The 18904-nt window shown below is 49.5% G+C and carries 13 protein-coding genes and 4 rRNA genes; 3 read left to right on the forward strand and 14 right to left on the reverse strand.

What is annotated here, in order from left to right:
* Positions 1 to 141: 141 nt before the first annotated feature.
* Both ACHZA1_RS02895 and ACHZA1_RS02900 read right to left on the reverse strand, forming a co-directional pair.
* On the reverse strand, positions 142 to 741 hold the full coding sequence (locus tag ACHZA1_RS02895) for a hypothetical protein (RefSeq protein ID WP_320053736.1): 600 nt from the start codon (positions 739 to 741) through the stop codon (positions 142 to 144).
* A gap of 326 nt (positions 742 to 1067) precedes the next feature.
* The gene (locus ACHZA1_RS02900; protein ID WP_320053737.1) at positions 1068 to 1832 is read right to left on the reverse strand and encodes a DUF6261 family protein; all 765 of its coding nucleotides are present in this window, start codon (positions 1830 to 1832) and stop codon (positions 1068 to 1070) included.
* 549 nt (positions 1833 to 2381) lie between these two features.
* Here ACHZA1_RS02900 and ACHZA1_RS02905 point away from each other — a divergent pair.
* From ACHZA1_RS02905 to ACHZA1_RS02915, 3 genes are all read left to right on the forward strand, one after another.
* Positions 2382 to 4190 (forward strand): AAA family ATPase, encoded by a 1809-nt coding sequence (locus ACHZA1_RS02905; RefSeq protein ID WP_320053738.1) that lies wholly within the window; start codon positions 2382 to 2384, stop codon positions 4188 to 4190.
* A 388-nt stretch (positions 4191 to 4578) separates the two neighbouring features.
* Positions 4579 to 5094 carry a hypothetical protein gene (locus tag ACHZA1_RS02910; protein WP_320053739.1) on the forward strand — a complete coding sequence of 172 codons (516 nt, stop codon included), beginning with the start codon at positions 4579 to 4581 and terminating at the stop codon, positions 5092 to 5094.
* Positions 5095 to 5190: 96 nt separating this feature from the next.
* On the forward strand, positions 5191 to 6078 hold the full coding sequence (locus tag ACHZA1_RS02915) for a hypothetical protein (protein WP_320053740.1): 888 nt from the start codon (positions 5191 to 5193) through the stop codon (positions 6076 to 6078).
* Between the two features lie 65 nt (positions 6079 to 6143).
* Here the strand turns inward: ACHZA1_RS02915 and ACHZA1_RS02920 are convergent, their stop codons facing one another.
* From ACHZA1_RS02920 to ACHZA1_RS02975, 12 genes are all read right to left on the reverse strand, one after another.
* A complete protein-coding gene (locus tag ACHZA1_RS02920) occupies positions 6144 to 7559 on the reverse strand; it encodes a DUF3570 domain-containing protein (protein ID WP_320053741.1) in 1416 nt (471 codons plus the stop codon).
* Between the two features lie 24 nt (positions 7560 to 7583).
* Positions 7584 to 7811: a DUF4266 domain-containing protein gene (locus ACHZA1_RS02925; protein WP_320053742.1), complete on the reverse strand. Its 228-nt coding sequence runs from the start codon at positions 7809 to 7811 to the stop codon at positions 7584 to 7586.
* A complete protein-coding gene (locus ACHZA1_RS02930; protein ID WP_320053743.1) occupies positions 7808 to 8752 on the reverse strand; it encodes an FAD:protein FMN transferase in 945 nt (314 codons plus the stop codon). The genes ACHZA1_RS02925 and ACHZA1_RS02930 overlap by 4 nt, the downstream gene beginning before the upstream one ends.
* Positions 8753 to 8757: 5 nt before the next feature.
* Positions 8758 to 9183 (reverse strand): thioredoxin family protein, encoded by a 426-nt coding sequence (locus ACHZA1_RS02935; protein ID WP_320053744.1) that lies wholly within the window; start codon positions 9181 to 9183, stop codon positions 8758 to 8760.
* A gap of 325 nt (positions 9184 to 9508) precedes the next feature.
* A 5S ribosomal RNA gene (gene rrf / locus ACHZA1_RS02940) occupies positions 9509 to 9620 on the reverse strand.
* Between the two features lie 88 nt (positions 9621 to 9708).
* Positions 9709 to 9820 (reverse strand): 5S ribosomal RNA (gene rrf, locus ACHZA1_RS02945).
* A gap of 163 nt (positions 9821 to 9983) precedes the next feature.
* Positions 9984 to 12861, reverse strand: a 23S ribosomal RNA gene (locus ACHZA1_RS02950).
* A gap of 198 nt (positions 12862 to 13059) precedes the next feature.
* A 16S ribosomal RNA gene (locus ACHZA1_RS02955) occupies positions 13060 to 14579 on the reverse strand.
* The 16S, 23S and 5S rRNA genes sit together here, the layout of an rRNA operon.
* A gap of 321 nt (positions 14580 to 14900) precedes the next feature.
* Entirely contained in the window at positions 14901 to 15098 is a 198-nt protein-coding gene (locus ACHZA1_RS02960; RefSeq protein ID WP_320053745.1) for a hypothetical protein, read from the reverse strand.
* A 137-nt stretch (positions 15099 to 15235) separates the two neighbouring features.
* Positions 15236 to 16288, reverse strand: a complete 1053-nt coding sequence (locus ACHZA1_RS02965; RefSeq protein ID WP_320053746.1) for a porin — start codon at positions 16286 to 16288, stop codon at positions 15236 to 15238.
* A gap of 71 nt (positions 16289 to 16359) precedes the next feature.
* Positions 16360 to 17436 carry a type II asparaginase gene (locus ACHZA1_RS02970; RefSeq protein WP_394701060.1) on the reverse strand — a complete coding sequence of 359 codons (1077 nt, stop codon included), beginning with the start codon at positions 17434 to 17436 and terminating at the stop codon, positions 16360 to 16362.
* 22 nt (positions 17437 to 17458) lie between these two features.
* Positions 17459 to 18775, reverse strand: coding sequence for an anaerobic C4-dicarboxylate transporter (locus ACHZA1_RS02975; protein ID WP_320053747.1), 1317 nt, complete (start codon positions 18773 to 18775; stop codon positions 17459 to 17461).
* Positions 18776 to 18904 lie beyond the last annotated feature (129 nt).

Raw genomic sequence — 18904 nt, forward strand, 5'->3', positions numbered from 1 at the left:
GTTGAATAGCGAGATGAAAAGAGGACATTACCCACCTAAAACGTTATAGAGCATTTTTTTACTCCCTCGCCTACCACGCCAAGGCGCATAAAAAAGGGGGAACCGTATAGGCTCCCCCCGAAAAATCATTACACCAAGCGGCTACTGAATATCCTTCCTCACCAGCTTTACGGGGTACCGGAGCTCGGTGATGGAGGTGCGCATCAGCTCCACAGCCTTTTTGGTAAGATCAGAGACTGTTCCCGTGGGATCTTGGCTCTTAAGCTGCTGCGCCCAGGACTCGATGTAGGCATCCTTATCGAAGACAAGGTAGCGCGTGGAGTCGGCCGACATTTCGAGCTTCCCGTAAATGGACTTATTATCTTTGGGGGAGTTCAGCACCGCATTCAGGCGACCGCCACTAACGATGTACGCGCCCTGGTAGCGAGCCTTGGGGTCGGTTGCGTTGTTTACGGCCGAGCAGTACTGGCTGCCGTCGAAGGTAATATCGAACATTATGTAGGAAAGAACGCCCCCATTCATCATGGTGGTAAGATCTTGTTTTACCAATTTTGTAAAGTCGTCACTCGTAGCCTTCACCACAATATCTTCGTCCTTAGGGGTCTCAAAGGTCCAAGTTCCTACAATATCCTTGGCCTGCATCCCCGATTCGGTTCCAAATCCCGACGGCGAGCTGCCATCCTTGGCGCACGAGGCTGCCATAGAGGCACCCAGCAGCAGAACGTATAGGTATCTTTTCATAGCTATTCTGTTAAATTTAATGCATCCGAGCGGATGCCCCAAAGGTAGCTTTTTCTTGCTCAGTTCCTAGCGGCGCCGCACATTTTGAGGGGCAGCCGCCTGGCGCACGCACAAAAAAAGGGATGCTGCGCGCTAGCACAGCATCCTCAACAGTTAACCTTAATTATCACGTATCACATATAGAAACTGCCTCCCGGCAGGACAACCTAATCGATGCTAATAATCCTAGAAGTAGAAGGGGGGCCTAACCACGCTCCCCCTTCAGCTAACCTTTAAAAAAAAACAAAATTACCAACCAATGAAGAGCTGCCTCACGGCAGGATTTCCTATTTCTTTTCCTCTACCTTATCGTCCTTTTTGTCGTCCTTCTTATCCTTTTCCTGCTCGCGGAGCGTCTGCCGCAGCTTAACCACCTGCTTGTAGCGGGCGATGATCTCGTTAAGCCGGTTCGACAGGGCCACCAGCTCGGGCTTTGGATCAAACTCCAGCTTCATGTTGATATAGCGGAACAGTTTATCGATGCTGGCCACCAGCGGCATGGCTGCCTCTACGGTAGAGGGTAGCGCATCAGCGGCTCTTTCTACCCCACGCTGATCGACAGCGGATTCCACCATATGCTGGCCATCGCGCATATCCTGAAGCCACGCATCCGACTGAATGGTGGTGATGGCTGCACGGAGCACCGGATTTCTATCCACCTCGGCTAGAAACCTACCCACGGCTGCGGTTTCCTTGGCAATTGCAAGAGAGGCCATCCCCTCGCCAAAATCGTGGAATGCCTGCAGAATTACAGTTCCTGCAGCTACCCACTTGGGGTCGGTACGGTTTAGGCTTCGTTTGGCATTGCCCCTAAGGCCACCAATACCGCCATCGCGAAGGTTGTCGCCATCGTTTACCACCTTGGTAAGCTCAGGATGGTTCAATCCTTCGGTGGTCTTCATCATATTCGAATAATCGGTTTTCACCTGAGCCACCAGAGCCGAGTATTCGGGTAACTTACCAAGCTCTGGATCTACGGCACGAATGGTTTCCTCTGTGAAGGTCTGCTTCTCCTCTAGAGAGTAGCGTCGAAACATCGTTGGCTCAATCATCTTTACGTTATTTATTGTTAGTTTGTATTTGCAAGTGCTAATATATACGATTAAACATTAACTCCAAACATGTTTTGCAATTTATTATTACGAAAAGTAAAAATTTGCTTCCCGTGTAAGCTATAGTTCTTAAAAGCGTGGCGCTGCCAGCTGGCCATTTTTCGGACAGACAAGCCCCCCAAATGCCCTACAATAGTCTCTACGCCATTCCCGACCACCGACAAATGGTTCAAAAGTTTTTTTGGGAGAATTTGCTGGCAAATAAATAGCACAAAACTTTTTTTGAAGGATTTATCGCCGAACAAATGGACTAAAAAATTTTTTGAGGGATTTGTCGGCCAACAAATAGCCTAAAAACTTTTTTTGGAGGATTTGCTGGCAAACAAATGGCTCAAAAAGTTTTTTTGGAGGATTTGTCACCGAACAAGATTGGCTCCGCTCCTTTTCGCCAACCATTCGGAGGGAATGTGAACAACCAGCCCACTTTTTATCGATATTTAGGGCCGAAAAAATCGCAAAATCATTACCTAACGCCTTAAACAACCCACCATGGAGCTGCTATACGTTTGGATAGAGGAGTACAACAACATAAAAAGACAGGGCTTTAACTTTTCGCCCAAGCACAAATTCCATTTCGAACCCAACGAAAAAGAGGGCCCCGTTACAGGAGGAACCCTAACCCACGCCCCCATTAACCCCAACTACCCCGATAATTTCTTTGGAGAAAACATTAGCAACATTACGGCTATTGTTGGGAAGAATGGGAGTGGGAAGAGTAGCTTGATTGACTTTATTATTACTAGAGACGGATGGGGAACAGAAGAAATTGCCCCTGAGCTAATCCGCAATTACATCCTTATTACACAAGATAAAGATGAGCAGCACCACCATTTTTGCAGCCATGCACTAAGAGACTGCATTATGCAGGATGACAAGATGGTCAAAACAAAAGATGTTTTAGATGGATTTTACGTAAACGAGAAAGGAAATAATCCACACAATATTTTATACTACTCAACTTCGATAAATTCCAATCAAAAGAGACCTGTTAACAATTCCTTTACTGCCAATATCTCCTCAAACTTTTTACTCGAAACCTCTGGTCATCCTAGCGCATTTGAACTAGGAAAATCGAAAGATCATAATTCAACCAATCCCTCATTAACAGCATTTCATCTTCTTGATAAGAAAAAGCAGATAGAATTTTTCTCACATATTAGGAGGATAAGTAAGGAAAATAAATTGATACCATTCGCATGCCCAGATAAATTCTATATCCAAGTGCTATTCTCATTTGAGGATTCATACATAGATCGACTTGATTTAATACAAAGTCCTGAATACGGACTATTAAAATATAGACAACATGGCACAATACAAAAAGAAGACATCGTAAAATACCTGTACTTTGCACTGCTAGCATCCACGAACTACAAAGAAAGAGGAATCGCTAGTTACCCAGAATTGGAAAGAAACCTCAATGATGAGTTCAATATAAATACCGGATTCAATGATTATTCGCAATTATTAGATGAATGCATAAACAGCAGCATATTTGTCATACCGATTTCATCAAACGATAGAGATGAGAGATCTTCTATATTTGAATTAACATTTAAATTCAACATTGACAGTTTCAATAAAGAAGTTCTCTTATTTATTGAGGACAAGGAAGAAAAGCGAACCTTAAAAAATTGGGCATATAGCATAAGACCTATTATTTACTGGAATGACATAAGCGATGGGGAGGCCTCCCTGATCTCATTATTTGCACGCATTTGGCATGAGCACAAAAAGGCAAAAAGCATTTTTACGACCTGCATCTTCGATGAGCCAGACACTTCGTTACACCCCGAATGGCAAAAATCATTAGTTGATAGGTTTCGTTGGTTCTTCTCGCTTCTGGGCAAAAAAGACAATCACCATATCATTATTACGTCTCACTCCCCAATCGTCGTTTCCGATCTTCCTCGCGAAAACGTAATATTCTTAAATACGAAAGAAGACGAGAAAGGTAAACCTTGTTGCAAAGTATGCGATCCCAAAGATATGGACCGCACCTTTGGCGCCAACATACATAGCCTCTACCGCAACTCCTTCTTTATGGATGGGGTTATGGGAAAGTTTGCCGAAGGTAAAATTGGGGATGTGATTAAAGACTTGAGAGGGAAAGGAGAAATAACGAAGGAAAGGAAGACGGAGATTCGTTTTATCATCGGGCAAGTAGGCGAACCCTTAGTAAGAGAGATGCTGCTAAAGCAGTACAACCAGAAGTTCCACTTCAACGTCGAGGATAGAATTGAAGCGCTAGAAAAGGAGTTGGTGGCACTTAAAGCAAGAAGAGATGATACCAATTAGGCAGCACTATACGGATGCAATCGTAAAGAATTATCTAGAATCCATTTTAGAGTTTCTCAAAAAGAATAAGACATTAAGTGAACTAGAGTCTTTACTTAAATGCCACGCAAGCAAGTTTTCAATTGAAGACCTACTAATTGGTGATGTTCCGACGTTAAGAGAAATAGCGAAGGAAATAGGGATCGATAGTTCACCTGAGAAAAAAGGTAATGAATTAACTCGAAAAGGCCGTTTGATTCAAAAGTATGAGCTGTTTCGTACGCGAGATGTTAAAAGGAAAAATAGTATTCGAATGTATAACTTCCCAGATTTAGTAGAACTGTTGGGTATTACTGTCTGTCCGTATTGTAACAGAACGTTTATCTATTCTACAGTACGTAGCGAATCTGTGAAAACGATCTGTCAAATCGACCACTTCTTTGAAAAGAGTAAGTACCCATACTTATGCCTTTCGTTATTTAACCTAATTCCTGTTTGCAGTAGCTGCAACCTTAGCAAGCAGTCGAAAAAGTTTGGCAAGTCGCCGTTGGAGATTAAAGATGTAGATAAGGGATTTAAGTTCTCGTTAGAATATGCTAAGGCCGACTACACCAAGCCTGATGCATTTAAGGTAATTACAACAACGCCTGACACTGATCTAAAAGAGCAGAAAGAAATACTTGGCCTCGAAAAGCTCTACGAAAAGCACAACGACATCGGCCACGAGCTATTCCTAAAGCAGCACATCTACAGCGAGGATCGGATTATGGAGTTGTGCGAGTCGTTCCCCGAGCTGTTCACCTCGCCCAACGAGGTACGGCAGCTGGTGCTCGGAAGCTACATCGACAAAAAGGATGTGGGTAAGCGTCCGCTAGCCAAAATGACCCGCGACATCATGCTCCAGCTAGGCTTTCTAGCGGATTAGGCGAAGAAGTTGCCTCCAGCACCACAAAATAGCTATATTTGGGCAAGCGGTTGGCGCACAAGGCACCCACCGCCCAAACTACCAAAACGCGCTGCTATGTTCGACGACGACGACGATGACGATGACGACGCCCTAGAGGACGAGGAGGAGATGACGCCCTTCGAGGCCTGGTACGACGAAAACCTCCGCTACTACACCTTCCAGAACAAGCTTAAGCCATCCGAAGCAGTAATGGAGGCCGAGCTGTTCTTCAACAAGGTATGCCTCCGCTTCTGGCGCGAGGTAAAGGCGCCCATACGCGAGGTTATCCTCGGGCAGTACGAGGCGTTCGACACCGACCTGCACCCCCGAATGCTGGAGGAGATCGACAAGATTGCCTCCATGGCCGACACCGAAACCCTCCCCTCGCTGCTAAAGCTGCTGGTGGAGGATCGCCTAGGCGTAGACTTCCGCACCAAGCATAGCGACTTCGAGGGGATAGTCAACCTGTGCGGCATGCCCATGGAGCCGCACCTGCTAGAGCGCTCGTTCTTCGAGAGCATCCCCAACCTCTCCCCCGAGCAGTGCGAGCTACACTACCAGGAGCACATCCGCGAGGCCACCGAGGAAGCCGATCTGTACAACGACTGCCGCAAGGAGTACCTCGACATCATCCAAAACTCGCTGCTGGCCAGCTGCCGGCAAATCCTCAACCTAAGCCCCGACGGCATCATCATGTACGGCTACATCCTCTACAAGGACTACGGCCAGTTCGAGGATGAGGTATACCGGCTGCTGAACATGCTGGAGTACGACTTCCCGATAGAGTACCTCGACCTTCCCCCAGAAGAGTTCTCGAGCAAGTCGATCGCAGCCCACCAGCTGAAGCTCGACAGGATGCAGGAGGAGTGGGAGGCCGAAAAGAAGGCGGAGGAGGAGGCCAAGGCGAAGAAGGCCATGGAGTCGGAGAACAACACTCCCGCCGAGACATCCAGCAACGAATAGCAACACGTAGAATATAGAAAGGGGCCCCGTCGCTAGCGGCGGGGCCCCTTTTGCGTGCCGCTACGCTACTTAAACTTAAGCGAAACGGCAATCATGTTGGAGTATAAGCCATCGGAGCGGTTGTAGTGGCCGTAGCGCACCTCTACCGCGTTGAATACCCTCATCCCCAGAATGCCATCGGCCGAGGTGAAGCGCAGGTTCAGCCCGTAGCTCTGGCTGTCGAACTTCGAGAGGTCGTAGTCGCTGGTGTAGTAGGGCTCGTCGATGGCGTGCTGCTTATACGGCGCAAAGTACTTGGCCGCCGACTGCTGGTAGTAGCGCCCAAAGGGGGCCAGCGAGAGGAACGGGGTGAGCTTAACGGGCAGCTCCAGCTCGGCGGTATTGGCCCGTATGCCCCAGTTGTCCCAGTAGTAGCGGTAGAAGCCCTTCAGGATAACCCTATCACCCAAGAAGTAGCTTCCCCTAATGCCCACGGGCAGCTTAAAGCGGCTGTCGGGCAGATTCTCGTAGCGCAGCGAGTTGTCGTTAAACCATACGCGCTGGTAGCTGGTGCCGAGCAGCCCGTGCTGGTAGGCCACATCCAGCAGGAGGGCCAGCTGCAGGCGCGGGTTCACCACCTGCGACAGCACAAACGAGGCGTTGAACGAGTTGCGCGGCGAGTGGGCAACCGGCCCCGGATCGCTCTCCGACCCCGACCCGTACGGGACAATGCCCCTGTAGCCCACCACCCCCTTGTAGCTGTAGCCAATTATCGAGGAGTAGTCCACATTATCGCGCAACTCCTTGGGGATAATCACCTTCCACTCGTCGAGGTAGGCCGATAGCTTAACCGCAAGCTCGCGGTTCTCGTCCTTGGAGAACTTGGCAAACGACAGCGTGGCGCCCCGGCTCTCGTAGTCGAACTCGTGCGAGTAGGCAAGGTTAGCCCCCAGCTGGAAGCGCTTCAGCTCGTTCTTGTAGGTGTAGCTCAGCGATGGATAGATGTGGTTATCGGCCCTAGAGGCGCGCGAGTAGATGGCGTTCGATGCGCCCGTCTGCACGCTTGGCGTAGAGCCACCCGAGGCCCTCGAGATGGTGCTGCTCTTTAGTAGCGACGGATTAGCGTTGGGATTAACAACATCATCGCCCTTTGTCCAGCCTCCGGCAGGCAGCGTTCCGCCCTTCCAGCCATCAATCATATCCGACGATGCCGATGTGTAGTGATCGATGCCCAGCTGCACCCCAAAGGTGTGGAGCTTGTAGCTGCTGCGCTTGCTCATGGTAAGGTCGATCACGTTGGAGAAGTTCGTCAGGCTCTCGGTGCCAACGCCCCCGGTAACGGCCGAGTGGTTGCCATCCTGCGAGTAGTAGCCCGACACAAAGTTCACCTCATCAATTTTCAGGGGAGTCGACTTGTAGCTGCTTGTATCCTTAGCCGCCTGCCCAAAAGCCATTAAGGCCGACAGGTACAATCCCAACAGCGAAAGCGTAAATTTCTTCATAAGCGTTGCCTGCTTTAATTGTTACTAGTTGCAGCCGCAGCCACCACCCGTTTTACCTCCGTTGGCCCCCGAGGCCCCCTCGCGGTACATCAGCACATTCTGCTCCAGGAGCTGCACCTTGCGGGTGGAGAGCTCCATCTCCGAGTCGTTGATGTACATCTTCTGATACCCCTTCACGCTAACGCACGACGGGAGCACCATGACCAAAAGGGCCACTACGCCCAGCCATATCCTTCCTTTTGCTGCTTTCATTTGATGTTGATATTACGTGAGCAGTAAAGCCTATCATCGTCGGTAACAACTATGCAGGCGATATCCTTCATCTGGTTAATAAGGTTTAAGCCAACCTCCACCCCCATCACCGTAACGGGAGTGGCCATGGCATCGGCCAGCTCGGCCGACTTGGTGATAATCGTCACGCTCTTTATCCCCGAAACCGGGAATCCAGTCTTCGGATCGATGGTGTGCGAGTAACGCTTGCCATCAACGATTGCAAACTTCTCGTAGCTTCCCGATGTGGCTACCGAAGCATTGGTAATTTTAAATGATGAAAATGATTCGTTAGCCAAATTCGGATCGGCAACGCCAATAGTCCAGGCATCGCCGTTAGGCTGTGCTCCCCACACCGTCAGATCGCCCGAAGCATTCACCACGCCGCTGGTAACGCCGTTCTGCTGCATCACCAGCTTAGCCCTATCGGCGCCGTACCCCTTGCCGATACCGCCAAAACCAATGCGCATCCCCTTTTCCTTCAGGAAGACGGTACAATCTTGGGCGTCGAGCACCACGTTGCGATAGTTTATCAGCGAAACCGACTTTCGGGCCAGCTCCCTATCGGGCAGCGAAGTCATCTTCGTATCGAAGTTCCAGAATCGCTTATCAAGCGATCCGTAGGTGATATCGAACGCCCCCTGCGTCAGCTCCGAGATCCTTATCGAGCGATATATCAGATCGAACACCTCCCTATCCACCATCACGGGCTGTACGCCTGCCATTTGGTTAATCTGGTTGGTTTGGCTATCGTCGCTAAAGGTTGTCAGCAGCCGCTCAATACGCTGAATTTCGGCCACACCCTCATCTATACGAAGGTTGGCCCACTCCTCATTATCGCTCACCACGCTTAACTCAAACCGATTGCCCATTAGCTTGAGCGCACGGCTAAACATCTTTGGCTGCATTGCGTCATGCTCCATAGGCATTACCTCTGCTTTAGCTCGTCGATAAACTGGCTTGGAGTTAAGCCGGAATTTCCCTCCCATGTCTTCAGCACACGACCGTTGGCATCGAGCAGCAGCGTGTAGGGAAACGTACCTTTAGTATTATACTTTTCGGCAAGCGCCTCGTTGCGCTTAACCTGCTCGGCATCGAGCCTGTTCTTTTTCTGACGCGGAAAATCGGCGTTAACCAGAACCAGCTTATCCTTGGCGTAGGCCAAGAACTCGTCCGAATCGAAGACATCCCGTCGAAGCTTCATGCACGGACCACACCAATCCGATCCCGAAAAGTTGAGAAGAATAAGCTTACTCTCCTGCTTTGCCTGCTGCTGCGCCTGCTCCATATTGGTACCCCAAAACGATGGCACCGAGAGCATCGCCGATAGTAGTAGTGATGCTAAAAAATTCATAGTTTGGTTGTTTATTAAATGAACGAGAACTCTACTCCCTTTAGTATACTGATGCCACCCATTTAACAGTCAGCATTTCGATTATAAGAAGGTATAATGCATATACCCTACTGCCGTCATCCTGCAGCAAGTAACAAATGTTTTCGGAGGTTGTTTGGGCCAAAAATAAATCTAAGGCAATTCTAATATGATATTTTTAGCCCACAGGGATTCGAGCAAACACCTTACAATGCGTCTCTCTAGCAAAAGCTGCAACGGAATAAAGATAGATGGGCCTCTTAATGGAATAAAAAAAGCCCCGATCTTTCGATCGAGGCTTCTGTAAGTTTGGCGACCACCTACTCTCCCGCTTGGTGTAGCAGTACCATCGGCGCTGGCGGGCTTAACGGCCCTGTTCGGAATGGGAAGGGGTGGAGCCCCGCCGCCTAGTCACCTAAGTCTTTTCGGCAATTCGTCCGTTTAGGACATCGCCTGATTTCTTTTTTTTGTAAAAAAGCCTCGATCAGTAGATCGAGGCTCCTATAAGTTTGGCGGCCACCTACTCTCCCGCTTGGTGTAGCAGTACCATCGGCGCTGGCGGGCTTAACGGCCCTGTTCGGAATGGGAAGGGGTGGAGCCCCGCCGCCTAGCCACCTAAGTCTTCTTTTAGATCCTAGTATTTAGCACCTAGATCTTAGACTTCATAGCATATGCCATTCAATCCTCATATAGCGTCTAATATCTAGCGTCTAAAATCTTATATCTTTTAGATTTTGACATTCTTCGGACGAAGCGGCGTCTGCCCGCTAAGGGCGCGGCCCTCTCGGAGCTCGTTCGGGCAATTAGTACCGCTCGGCTAAGCGCATTGCTGCGCGTACACCTGCGGCCTATCAACGTGGTAGTCTCCCACGGCCCTTAAGGGAAGTCTCATCTTGAGGCAGGCTTCGCGCTTAGATGCTTTCAGCGCTTATCCCAACCGAGCGCGGCTACCCAGCGGTGCTCCTGGCGGAACAACTGGTACACCGGAGGCTCGTCCAACCCGGTCCTCTCGTACTAGGGTCAGACCCCCTCAAACTTCCTACGCCCGCAACAGATAGGGACCGAACTGTCTCACGACGTTCTGAACCCAGCTCGCGTGCCACTTTAATCGGCGAACAGCCGAACCCTTGGGACCTTCTCCAGCCCCAGGATGTGACGAGCCGACATCGAGGTGCCAAACCGCCGCGTCGATGTGAGCTCTTGGCGGCGATCAGCCTGTTATCCCCGGCGTACCTTTTATCCTTTGAGCGATGGCCCTCCCATGCGGAACCACCGGATCACTATGCCCTGCTTTCGCACCTGCTCGGCTTGTCGGCCTCACAGTCAAGCGCCCTTGTGCCATTGCACTCCACGCGCGGTTGCCATTCGCGCTGAGGGCACCTTGGGAAGCCTCCGTTACTCTTTTGGAGGCGACCACCCCAGTCAAACTACCCGCCAAGCGGTGTCTCCCTATCAGGGATTAGGCCCCGAAGTGGCGAAGGGCTGTATTTCAACGTCGGCTCCAACGATACTAGCGTACCGCCTTCACAGCCTCCAGCCTATCCTACACATCGCCACCCCAGAACCAGCGCTAAGCTGCAGTGAAGGTGCACGGGGTCTTTCCGTCCCGTTGCGGGTAATCGGCATCTTCACCGATACTACAATTTCACCGAGCTCACGGCTGAGACAGCGTCCAGATCGTTACACCATTCGTGCAGGTCGGAACTTACCCGACAAGGAATTTCGCTACCTTAGGACCGTTATAGTTACGGCCGCCGTTTACCGGGGCTTCGATTCAAAGCTTCTCTTACGATGACCTCTCCTCTTAACCTTCCGGCACCGGGCAGGTGTCAGGCCCTATACTTCACCTTTCGGTTTCGCAGAGCCCTGTGTTTTTGGTAAACAGTCGCCTGGACCTCTTCGCTGCGCCCCACGTCACCGTGGGGGCCCCTTATCCCGAAGTTACGGGGCTAGTTTGCCGAGTTCCTTAGCCGTGATTCACTCGAGCACCTCAGGATTCTCTCCTTGACCACCTGTGTCGGTTTGCGGTACGGGTGCCCAGCGCCTGATGCTTAGGGGGTTTTCTTGGAAGTCGGATTAGGGACGCTATCCGCTTGCCCGTGGGCTCGCGGTACTATCAGGTTCGGCAGGATCCGGCTATTAACCTACACCCTATACCTACACCCTTCAACCCGGCATTCCGTCGCCGGGCGGTCCTTTCACTCCTTCGTCGCCCCATCGCAGCGCTGGCCAGGGACGGAATATTAACCGTCTGTCCATCGGCATCCCCCTTCGGGTTAGCCTTAGGCCCCGCCTTACCCTGATCCGATTAGCGTTGATCAGGAAACCTTGGTCTATCGGTGGGCGGGTTTCGCACCCGCCTTGTCGTTACTCATGCCTACATTTGCTTTTCCACCAGCTCCACCAGACCTTACGGCCCAGCTTCACCGCCGGTGGAATGCTCCCCTACCATAATTTCTTATCCGCAGCTTCGGCGGACGGCTTGATGCCCGATTATTATCCACGCGCAGCCGCTCGACTAGTGAGCTGTTACGCACTCTTTAAATGAATAGCTGCTTCCAAGCTAACATCCTAGCTGTCGCTGCAGCCGCACATCGTTTCATCAACTTAGCCGCCTCTTGGGGGCCTTAGCTGGCGGTCAGGGTTCTTTCCCTCTCGTCGACGGACATTAGCACCCGCCGGCTCACTCCTGGATATCGCACCACGGCATTCGGAGTTCGTCAGGATTTGATAGGCGGTGAGGCCCTCGCATCCAATCGGTAGCTCTACCTCCATGGTGGTAAGTCCAAGGCTGCCCCTAAAGGCATTTCGGGGAGTACGAGCTATTTCCCAGCTTGATTAGCCTTTCACCCCTACCCACAGCTCATCCAGAAGCTTTTCAACGCTTATTGGTTCGGACCTCCATTCCGTATTACCGGAACTTCATCCTGGCCATGGGTAGATCGCAAGGTTTCGCGTCTGCCCCGTCCGACTTATTCGCCCTATTCAGGCTCGCTTTCGCTTCGGCTCCGTACGTAACCGCACTTAACCTTGCCGGACAGGAGCAACTCGTAGGCTCATTATGCAAAAGGCACGCCGTCACCCCACTAAAGGGCTCCGACCGCTTGTAGGCGCACGGTTTCAGGGTCTTTTTCACCCCCCTATTCGGGGTACTTTTCACCTTTCCCTCACGGTACTGGTTCACTATCGGTGTCCTATGAGTATTTAGCCTTGGCAGATGGTCCTGCCAGATTCAGACGGGGTTTCTCGTGCCCCGCCCTACTCAGGGTTCCTCCCCCGCCCACTCGCCTACGCCTACGGGGCTGTCACCCGCTATGGCACCGCTTTCCAGCGGCTTCAGCTTCGCTCGTGGTTGGTAATGGAGGCCCTACAACCCCCACCCGGCCGTAACCGGATGGGTTTGGGCTAATCCCCTTTCGCTCGCCGCTACTCGGGGAATCACTATTGTTTTCTTCTCCTGGGGGTACTTAGATGTTTCAGTTCTCCCCGTTCGCCTCCGGATTGCTCCGGATACCTGGCCTTCAGCCAGGTGGGTTGCCCCATTCGGGTATCCGCGGATCGATTCGTGCTTGCCGATCCCCGCGGCTTTTCGCAGCTTGCCACGCCCTTCGTCGCCTATAGGACCCAAGGCATCCCCCGTGCGCCCTTTTCTTACTCCTTTCCGCGCACCCGCCGGAGATCAACTCCGTCGCATGCGCCGCTTCGTCCTCAAACGTCAAAGATCTTCTGGTGCCTCCGGGTTTTAAAGCCGGATTTACCGTTTGCGCGCCACCCGCATCCGATGCGGCCGTCTGCCTCGTGGCGCTCAATATCTTTTGGGAAGTGCAGCTCTCAGATTTCGCCCTGATGGCGCTCCAGAAAGGAGGTGTTCCAGCCGCACCTTCCGGTACGGCTACCTTGTTACGACTTAACCCCAGTCACCGGTTTTACCCTAGGGCGCTCCTTGCGGTCACGCACTTCAGGTCCCCCCAGCTCCCATGGTTTGACGGGCGGTGTGTACAAGGCCCGGGAACGTATTCACCGCGCCATGGCTGATGCGCGATTACTAGCGAATCCAGCTTCACGGAGGCGGGTTGCAGCCTCCGATCCGAACTACGACCGGCTTTCGAGATTCGCGCCCCATCGCTGGGTGGCTGCCCTCTGTACCGGCCATTGTAACACGTGTGTCGCCCCAGACGTAAGGGCCGTGCTGATTTGACGTCATCCCCGCCTTCCTCGCAGCTTGCGCTGGCAGTCTCGGTAGAGTTCCCGGCTTAACCCGCTGGCAACTACCGATAGGGGTTGCGCTCGTTATGGCACTTAAGCCGACACCTCACGGCACGAGCTGACGACAACCATGCAGCACCTCGCCGACCGCCATTGCTGGCTATGAAGTTTCCCCCATATTCGTTCGGCGTTCGAGCCTGGGTAAGGTTCCTCGCGTATCATCGAATTAAACCACATGTTCCTCCGCTTGTGCGGGCCCCCGTCAATTCCTTTGAGTTTCACCGTTGCCGGCGTACTCCCCAGGTGGATGGCTTAACGCTTTCGCTAAGCCCCTGACCCTTGCAGGCCAAGAGCGAGCCATCATCGTTTACGGCGTGGACTACCAGGGTATCTAATCCTGTTTGATCCCCACGCTTTCGTGCCTCAGCGTCAATACTCAGCTGGCGAGCTGGCTCCCCAATCGGCGTTCTGCGCGATATCTATGCATTTCACCGCTACACCGCGCATTCCGCCCGCCTCGCTAAGATTCTAGCCCAGCAGTATCAACGGCAGCTCTCCTGTGGAGCAGGAGCCTTTCACCGCTGACTGACCGGGCCGCCTACGCACCCTTTAAACCCAATGAATCCGGATAACGCTCGGGTCCTCCGTATTACCGCGGCTGCTGGCACGGAGTTAGCCGACCCTTATTCGTCTGGTACTTGCAGGCAGGGACACGTCCCTGCGGTTACCCCCAGACAAAAGCGGTTTACGACGCGTAGCGCCTTCTTCCCGCACGCGGCATGGCTGGTTCAGGCTTGCGCCCATTGACCAATATTCCTCACTGCTGCCTCCCGTAGGAGTCTGGGCCGTGTCTCAGTCCCAGTGTGGGGGGCCTTCCTCTCAGAACCCCTAGCCATCGTAGCCATGGTAGGCCGTTACCCTACCATCAAGCTAATGGCACGCATGCCCATCCTTTACCGATAAATCTTTACCCCAAATCCGATGCCGAACCTGGGAGCCATGGGGCATTAATCCGCCTTTCGACGGGCTATTCCCCTGTAAAGGGTAGGTTGCATACGCGTTACGCACCCGTGCGCCGCTCTCAAGAACCCGAAGGTCCTCTACCGCTCGACTTGCATGTGTTAGGCCTGCCGCTAGCGTTCATCCTGAGCCAGGATCAAACTCTCCATAGTAGAAGATGTTGATTTCGGGGAATTGCTTCCCCTGTTGTTTCCTTAGCCCATCAGGATTACGTTAGTCTAATAAATCATCCTAATCGTTTTCTATCTTTTCACTGCACTTCCTCAAAGAACCTATTACTTTTTGCCGCTTCTCAGCGACCCGCTCCCTCATTTGCGGGCTGCAAAGGTAGGCTTTATTTCGAAACTTCCAAGCGGTTGGCCAACTTTTTTTTCGGTTGCCCCTTCGCGGCTTTCCGTCCTAAAACCCTTCTGGGCGGCCGGTGCTCTCGCTACTCCCTCGTCCGTTCCGGCTTACCTCCTAAGCCGCTTATGTTAAAGAGCCTCGCTCCCGTTCCCGCTAGCCCTCCCTGCGAAGGCGCCGTTGTTCCCGATTGCGGATGCAAAAGTACTGCCTTTTTCCGAACCTGCAACCCCTACACCATACCTTAACGCGTTAACGAACGTTGCCTCCCTTAAAATGAACTCCTTGGAGGGAAATGTTTTTTCGAAAAAAAAGAGTATATCCCCCATTGAAAAGCCATTTTACAACCAATCCAACTTACCTTGGGATACCCCCAATACCTTAGTAGCACTTGTAATAAAAGGGCTATCCTTTTTAGACAGCCCCTTTTTCTATAAGAAACTACACACTTAAGGAACTATACAACTTACAGCAACCTGAGATTCCAGCGGACTCCAAAATTGATCAAGTTAGTTCCAGTTTTTGCATTATTCATCATATCATACCTCCCATTTGCATAAAAGGCATGGAAACGAACATCTTTCGTTTCGAATGGGAAATATTCAATTCCAATTCCATAAACAAGCTGTTCTACTCTTGCATCTATTACATTAGGAGTGGGAATATAGTTTTCGTTTTTATCATACCCTAACTTAAAGAACCCTGTAACTTTCCCAAAATCATACTTAAAATTACCAGTTAAAGTATAATCTTTGAAAAGTTGCATGTCATCGGTATAAGCGCGATTAGTAAGATCAGCTTCTAAACAAAACTTACCAATATTAAACTGGTGTCCAAGGGCAATTAAGTTTATAAAACGCCCCTTTTCATATTCATAGAAGTTAACCGAGTGACGGTAGTTGATTCCATCTACATATTGCCCATTTAAAGCAAAGGTGTAAGTTAAGAATGTATGATCCCCAACTCTCTCCGTGTGAATAATATTGCCATTCCCGTCAACATAATATCCTAAACCACCATTGGTCACCTGAAAATGCCAATCATTTTTCCCTATGATAAACCCAAGATCGACACCAACCTTATAACCAGGAATATTATCATAAAGAACACTAGGAATATACATATCGATTGGTGCATAATCGTACTCGAAGCCTCCTAACGCAACGGTTTGCTTTCCTGCAGTAATAATAAATTTGTCTGTAGCATTAAAGGCAATCCACGCCGCATCAGTAGCATTCAAGAATTTATCATCTCCTTGTGCTGCTCTGTTCAGGCGATGACGAAACTTATAACTAATACGATTGGAAAGTTTCCCCTTTAATACAAGGTTGAAGTTCTTACATATTCCATGAGTGTCAAAATAACCATCATCGAACTGAGTAAGTGCATCTACACGTGTTTCTACTTGGAAGATCGCATTACTCCTTATGTATTCAGGTTTAAATTCCTGCGCATATGCGGTTGTTCCGATTCCAAATAAGAGCACCCCTACCATAATTGTACATGTCCGTTTCATCATTTTTGTCCTCCTATTAAAATTCGATTACGTTGAGTAACTAAAAGAACTATACTTACAAAGCATAGGGATAACTAGTATTCAACAAACATTCGCTGAATTTCTTTGTAGTCGTTGGTTTTGGTAAGTGCAAGCATTAGTAAGACTCTAGCCTTTTGAGGATTTTTATACCACGAAGCGGCAAATTCGCATTTATCATCATCGACCTCGTCAAATTGAGAAGTGGGTCCACTAAATACTCTGGATGAGCGAACAATCGCAACTCCCGACTTACGAGCAGCAACTAGAGCATCTTGAAGTGTTGTCGAAGGATTTCCATTCCCTACCCCTGCATAAACAATGCCTTTAACACCTGCCTTAACAGCAGCATCTACAAATAAAGGGGTAACATTGGCATAGCCATAAATTATCTCTACTCTAGGGAGCACTGATAAATTATCGACAGAGAACTCACTTTTTACAGTATGCTTCTTCAACGAAACTCTAGTATATATTGGTTTCCCATTATACATTATTCCTAGAGGACCGTAGTTAGGACAAGCAAAGGTTTCAACAGTAGTTGTCATTGTTTTTGTAACATCGTCGGCACCTAATATTTTATCATCCATAACAATCATTACACCGCGTCCTTTTGAAGATGGATCAATTGCACAAGCAACGGCATCATAAAGATTCTTAGGTCCATCTGCACTTATTGCTGTAGATGCACGCATTGATCCTACTAAAACAACAGGCTTGTCTGTCTTTAACACAAGGTTAAGAAAGTACGCTGTTTCCTCTTGCGTATCGGTACCATGAGTAATTACAAACGCCTGAACGTCTGTTTTTGCAAGTTCGTTAATGCGCTTTGCCAACTTAAGCCAAACCATGTCGTTCATGTCTTGACTACCAATTTGTACAACCTGCTCACCTTGAACGGTCGCAAGTGTATTAATTTGAGGAACAGCAGCAAGAAGTTTATCAACCGTAATTGCTCCTGACTTGTACGCCGAGCCTACTTCCGATTGCCCTACCCCGGCAATTGTCCCCCCTGTTGCTAGAATAGCAATTTTGGGTTTTACCTGAGCAAATGCAAAGTTGTTAAACGTAAAAATACCGAGCATCAGCAAAAATGCTATGCTAATTGCTCTTCTAATCGATACCTTTCTCATCTTCTCACGTTTTTATATTCGACTATAAAATAATAGTAGCCAACATAAAACCAACAGCAATAGCTACTGCCGTAGCCACTAAACCTGGAATCATAAAACTATGATTCAGCACATATTTCCCGATTCGGGTTGTCCCTGTTCTGTCGAAGTTAATTGCAGCAACAATTGTCGGATAGTTAGGGATAAAGAAGTATCCGTTTACGGCTGGAAACATTGCAATAATAGAAGCAGCAGGTAAGCCAAGCCCAATACCAAAAGGAACTAATGCCCTAACCGTGGCGGCTTGGCTATAAAGTAGAATCGATAAAACAAACAGCGCAAAGGCAAAAAGCCAAGGATAGGTGGTAACCATCGACAACAACGAACTTTGTAGAAATGGCATATTACCCTTGAAGAAAGTATCACCCATCCATGCAATACCAAAGATGGCAATAACAGCCTGCATTCCTGCTGAAAAAACAGACCCTTTTCCCACCTTTGCCACATTAACCTTCCCTAAAATCAGTATTAGCGCTGCTATAGAAAGCATGATTATTTCTATTGTTTCCGGCATGCCTAAACGCGTTGCCTTACCATCTACAATCCATTCTGGTCGTAAAAAATCGAATGACCCGAAAAGTACAATAAGCACAGCACCCAAAAGGAATAGCCATACCGACACCTTTGCGGTTGTAGGAACATTCTTGCTTCCCTCATCTTTACCAAGAGGTTCTACAAGTCCATCGTTCAAACGCTTAAGGTATTCAGGATCACTATCAAGATCTTTGCCCATGCGCGATGCAAACAAAGCTCCGACAAACACACCTGTAAGCGTTGCAGGAATAGAAATTGCAAGAATATCGGCAAGCCCAATTCCAAAAGGAGTTAGCATGCCAAGTAATGCCACAGTGGCTGCAGATATCGGACTTGCTGTAATCGCCTGTTGCGATGCAATAACAGATATGGAAAGTGGTCGTTCAGGTCGTATTTTCGAATCGGTAGCCACCTCAGCGATTACTGGAAGAACCGAATAGGAAACGTGCCCAGTTCCTGCAACAAGGGTAAAAACATAGGTAACAAAAGGTCCTAAAAAAGTAATTTGCTTAGGATTTTTTCGCAATGCTTTTTCGGCCAAATGCACCAAGTAATCCAATCCTCCTGCAGCCTGTAATGCTCCAGCAGCGGTAACAACTGCGACAATCATCAACATTACATCAATAGGAGGAACTGTTGGTTGAAGATGAAAACCAAAAGTAAGGATGGCCAAGCCTATGGCACCCATTACACCAAGACCAATACCTCCCAACCTCGCTCCTACAAATATTGCAAGTAGAACAACTAAGAGTTCAAACCAAAACATAGATATTCGATTTAATTAAGTACAAATGTATTGATACAGAGTACGGCAAAACAACACTAACAACTTCTCATTCCAATAGATTAACACATTAAAATGAAGTTAAAACACACCCCAAAGCAGTAAAACATT

It is taken from the genome of uncultured Acetobacteroides sp., from assembly GCF_963667355.2.
GTDB lineage: Bacteria > Bacteroidota > Bacteroidia > Bacteroidales > ZOR0009 > Acetobacteroides.

Bases quoted from the DNA above. Each gene is read 5' to 3' on its own strand.
- ACHZA1_RS02895 (WP_320053736.1), bottom strand. From the start codon at position 741: ATGAAAAGATACCTATACGTTCTGCTGCTGGGTGCCTCTATGGCAGCC.
- ACHZA1_RS02900 (WP_320053737.1), bottom strand. From the start codon at position 1,832: ATGATTGAGCCAACGATGTTTCGACGCTACTCTCTAGAGGAGAAGCAG.
- ACHZA1_RS02905 (WP_320053738.1), top strand. From the start codon at position 2,382: ATGGAGCTGCTATACGTTTGGATAGAGGAGTACAACAACATAAAAAGA.
- ACHZA1_RS02915 (WP_320053740.1), top strand. From the start codon at position 5,191: ATGTTCGACGACGACGACGATGACGATGACGACGCCCTAGAGGACGAG.
- ACHZA1_RS02920 (WP_320053741.1), bottom strand. From the start codon at position 7,559: ATGAAGAAATTTACGCTTTCGCTGTTGGGATTGTACCTGTCGGCCTTA.
- ACHZA1_RS02925 (WP_320053742.1), bottom strand. From the start codon at position 7,811: ATGAAAGCAGCAAAAGGAAGGATATGGCTGGGCGTAGTGGCCCTTTTG.
- ACHZA1_RS02930 (WP_320053743.1), bottom strand. From the start codon at position 8,752: ATGGAGCATGACGCAATGCAGCCAAAGATGTTTAGCCGTGCGCTCAAG.
- ACHZA1_RS02935 (WP_320053744.1), bottom strand. From the start codon at position 9,183: ATGAATTTTTTAGCATCACTACTACTATCGGCGATGCTCTCGGTGCCA.
- ACHZA1_RS02960 (WP_320053745.1), bottom strand. From the start codon at position 15,098: ATGGGGGATATACTCTTTTTTTTCGAAAAAACATTTCCCTCCAAGGAG.
- ACHZA1_RS02965 (WP_320053746.1), bottom strand. From the start codon at position 16,288: ATGATGAAACGGACATGTACAATTATGGTAGGGGTGCTCTTATTTGGA.
- ACHZA1_RS02970 (WP_394701060.1), bottom strand. From the start codon at position 17,436: ATGAGAAAGGTATCGATTAGAAGAGCAATTAGCATAGCATTTTTGCTG.
- ACHZA1_RS02975 (WP_320053747.1), bottom strand. From the start codon at position 18,775: ATGTTTTGGTTTGAACTCTTAGTTGTTCTACTTGCAATATTTGTAGGA.